General features: G+C 67.9%; 3 protein-coding genes and 1 pseudogene. 3 read left to right on the top strand and 1 reads right to left on the bottom strand.

Annotation, left to right across the window (positions count from 1 at the left end):
• Positions 1-219: LemA family protein (locus tag N878_RS15150; RefSeq protein WP_021444465.1), on the bottom strand; the 219-nt coding region annotated here is incomplete at its 3' end.
• Positions 220-408: 189 nt separating this feature from the next.
• Here N878_RS15150 and N878_RS15145 point away from each other — a divergent pair.
• The 3 genes and pseudogenes from N878_RS15145 to N878_RS29565 all read left to right on the top strand — a co-directional run.
• On the top strand, positions 409-1,746 hold the full coding sequence (locus N878_RS15145; protein ID WP_021444464.1) for an imelysin family protein: 1,338 nt from the start codon (positions 409-411) through the stop codon (positions 1,744-1,746).
• Between the two features lie 230 nt (positions 1,747-1,976).
• Positions 1,977-3,389, top strand: a complete 1,413-nt coding sequence (locus N878_RS15140) for a di-heme oxidoredictase family protein (RefSeq protein WP_021444463.1) — start codon at positions 1,977-1,979, stop codon at positions 3,387-3,389.
• A gap of 10 nt (positions 3,390-3,399) precedes the next feature.
• Positions 3,400-3,575 (top strand): annotated as a pseudogene (locus N878_RS29565) (imelysin); the annotation flags it as partial.

Genomic DNA, 3,575 nt, shown 5'->3' with positions numbered 1-3,575 from the left:
GATCACCCGCTCCAGGGTGGCGCCCTCGTACTGCATGTACTGCTTGCAGGTCTCCACCAGCTTGGGCAGCTCGTCGTGGCGCTGCTTGAGCAGCACGTCGATGTTCGACCAGGCCTTGCTCACCCCATGCTTGAGGCGCACCAGGCCGTTGTACAGCGACACCGCGTAGGCACCGAGCAGGACGAGGACGACGATCAGGATCACGGCGGTCAGGCTCATGCAGTTTTCTCCATGCAGAACTGCGAATCGGTGCCGGCATTCTAGCGGCAGCGGCGCCCGGCGGCAGCGATATCCCGCACAGCGACGCATAATGGCCTTTACACATAATGCGAAACATTTGCATTATGTTGCAGTTTTCCAGGTACCCCTGCGTACCATCCACATTCCGCACATGCAAAGGACCCCGTCATGATTCGTATGCCCCTGGCCTCCGCCAGCCTGCTGGCCATCGCCATTTCCCTCGCCGGTTGCGGCGAAGACCAAGCGCCAGCCGGCCAAGCGACGGCTCCGGCTGCCAGCAGCGAGAGCACCGCTCCGGTCGCCGCAGCCAAGGTCGACGAGGCGGCGGCCAAGGCCGTGGTCAAGCACTACGCGGATCTGGCCCTGGCCGTGTTCAGCGACGCCGCCAGCACCGGCAAGGCCCTGCAGAGCGCCATCGACGCCCTGCTGGCCAACCCCAGCGAAGCCACGCTGAACGCCGCCAAGCAGGCCTGGCTGGCCGCGCGCGTACCCTACATGCAGACCGAAGTGTTCCGCTTCGGCAACGCCGTGGTCGACGACTGGGAAGGTCAGCTCAACGCCTGGCCGCTGGACGAAGGCCTGATCGACTACGTCGCCGCCGACTACCAGCACGCCCTGGGCAACCCCGGCGCGCAGGCCAATATCGTCGCCAACAGCGAGCTCCAGATCGGCGAAGACAAGATCGACGCGAGCGAGATCAACGCCGAGCTGCTGGCCAGCCTGAACGAGCTGGGCGGCTCCGAGGCCAACGTCGCCACCGGCTACCACGCCATCGAGTTCCTGCTCTGGGGCCAGGACCTCAACGGCACCAACCCCGGCGCCGGCGAGCGCCCCTACACCGACTACCTGGTCGGCGAAGGCGCCACCGGCGGCAACGGCGAGCGCCGTCGCGCCTACCTGAAGGCCGCCACCGAGCTGCTGGTCAGCGACCTGGACAGCATGGTCGAGCAGTGGAAAGACGGCGTCGAAGGCAACTACCGCAGCGAGCTGCTGGCCGACTCGGCCGAGAACGGCCTGCGCAAGATGCTGTTCGGCATGGGCAGCCTGTCCCTCGGCGAGCTGGCCGGCGAGCGCATGAAGGTCGCCCTGGAAGCGGGCTCCACCGAAGACGAACACGACTGCTTCAGCGACAACACCCACAACTCGCACTTCTACAACGGCAAGGGCATCCGCAACGTTTACCTCGGCGAGTACAAGAAGGTCGACGGCAGCACCCTGAACGGCCCGAGCCTGGCCGAGCTGGTGGCCAAGGTCGACGCCCAGGCCGACGCCACCCTCAAGGCCGACCTGGAGGCCAGCGAGGCCAAGCTGCAGGCCCTGGTCGACAGCGCCGAAAAGAACAACCAGCACTTCGACCAGCTGATCGCCGAAGGCAACACCGAAGGCCAGCAACTGGTGCGCGACGCCATCGCCGCCCTGGTCAAGCAGACCGGCGCCATCGAACAGGCCGCGGCCAAGCTGGGCATCGGCGACCTCAACCCGGATACCGCCGATCACCAGTTCTGATCGAACCGGTAACCGCACGGACCGGCGCTTTCGCAAGGGAGCGCCGGTTTTTTATGGGCGATTGCACGCCCTACAAGAGCAGTCTGGCACCCGACTCCCGGATTGCATCCAGGCCACAAGACAGCTTTGCGCGACCTTTTGCCCCGCCAATGAAACGCTAATCCATCTTATTTAAGCTCCGTTAGCCTGCTAAGCTTAGCCCCCTCCTGTTTCACGCTCCGGACTCTTCGATGCTGTCGTTCCCGCGCCGTTTGCTGCCCCTGCTGGCCCTCGCCCTGGCCGCCTGCGATCAGCAACCGCGCTTCACCGCCGCCGAGCCCGGCGAAGCGCTCTCGGCCGGCGCCGCCAGCGTGCGCCAGTACGATCACAACGCCTTCTCCATGCCCGCGGCCAACCTGGCACCGAGCCGGCGCCTGGACTTCGCCGTGGGCAACAGCTTCTTTCGCAACCCCTGGGTCGTCGCCCCGGCCACCACCACCGCACGCGACGGCCTCGGCCCGCTGTTCAACACCAACGCCTGCCAGAACTGCCATATCAAGGACGGCCGCGGCCACCCGCCGGCGCCCGATGCCGCCAGCGCCGCCTCGCTGCTGGTGCGTCTGTCGCTGCCCCACGATGCGGCCCAGCCCGAGCTGATCGAGCGCCTGGGGGTGATTCCCGAGCCGACCTACGGCAGCCAGCTGCAGGACATGGCCAACCCCGGCGTGGCGGCGGAAGGCAAGGTGCGCCTGAGCTACCGCAGCCTGCCGGTGCGCTTCGCCGACGGCACGCTGGTGGAGCTGCGCCAGCCCGAGCTGCAGATCAGCCAGCTCGGCTACGGCGACATGCACCCGGACACCCGTTTCTCGGTGCGCGTGGCGCCGCCGATGATCGGCCTGGGCCTGCTCGAAGCCATTGCCGAGGCAGATATCCTGGCCAATGCCGACCCGATTGATGCCGACGGCGACGGCATCTCCGGGCGACCCAACCGGGTCTGGGATCGCGTCCAGCAGCGCAGCGTGCTCGGCCGCTTCGGCTGGAAGGCCGGCCAGCCGAACCTCAATCAGCAGAACGCCGAGGCCTTCGCCAATGACATGGGCCTGACCAGCTCGCTGGTCGACCAGGACAACTGCACCGCCGCGCAGGCCGACTGCCGCGCCGCGCCCCACGGCGGCGCGCCGGAGGTCAGCGACAGCATTCTCGCCAGCGTGCTGTTCTACAGCCGCAACCTCGGCGTGCCGGCGCGCCGCGACGTCGACTCGCCCGCCGTGCTCGCGGGCAAGAACCTGTTCCACCAGGCCGGCTGCCAGCAGTGCCACACCCCCAGCTTCACCACCGCGGCCGCTGCCGCCGAGCCGGAACTGGCAGGCCAGTCGATCCGTCCCTACAGCGACCTGCTGCTGCACGACATGGGCGAGGGCCTGGCCGACGGCCGCGAGGAGTTTCTCGCCACTGGCCGCGAGTGGCGCACCGCGCCGCTGTGGGGCATCGGCCTGACGCAGACGGTCAATGGTCACAGCCAGTTCCTCCACGACGGCCGCGCGCGCAACCTGCTGGAAGCCATCCTCTGGCACGGCGGCGAGGCCGAGGCGGCCAAGCAGCAGGTCCTTACCTTCGACGCCGAGCAGCGCGCCGCGCTGCTGGCCTTTCTCAATTCCCTATAAGGAGCCCGACATGCTGCACAAGAGCCTGATCGCTTCTCTGCTCGGCCTGGCCCTGGTCGGCTGCGGCCAGCAGGAGCCCAATGCCCAGGTCAGCGCGGCGCTGGCCGACGGCGTGCTGCTGCCGGCCTACAGCAGCTGGCAGGAAGCCGACCGCCAACTCGCCGCCAGCGCCGCTGCCTTCTGCGC

Source organism: Pseudomonas sp. EGD-AK9, assembly GCF_000465935.2.
In the GTDB taxonomy this organism is placed as follows: domain Bacteria; phylum Pseudomonadota; class Gammaproteobacteria; order Pseudomonadales; family Pseudomonadaceae; genus Aquipseudomonas.
This window is presented reverse-complemented; position numbering and strand designations above follow the sequence as displayed.

Bases quoted from the DNA above. Each gene is read 5' to 3' on its own strand.
- N878_RS15145 (WP_021444464.1), top strand. From the start codon at position 409: ATGATTCGTATGCCCCTGGCCTCCGCCAGCCTGCTGGCCATCGCCATT.
- N878_RS15140 (WP_021444463.1), top strand. From the start codon at position 1,977: ATGCTGTCGTTCCCGCGCCGTTTGCTGCCCCTGCTGGCCCTCGCCCTG.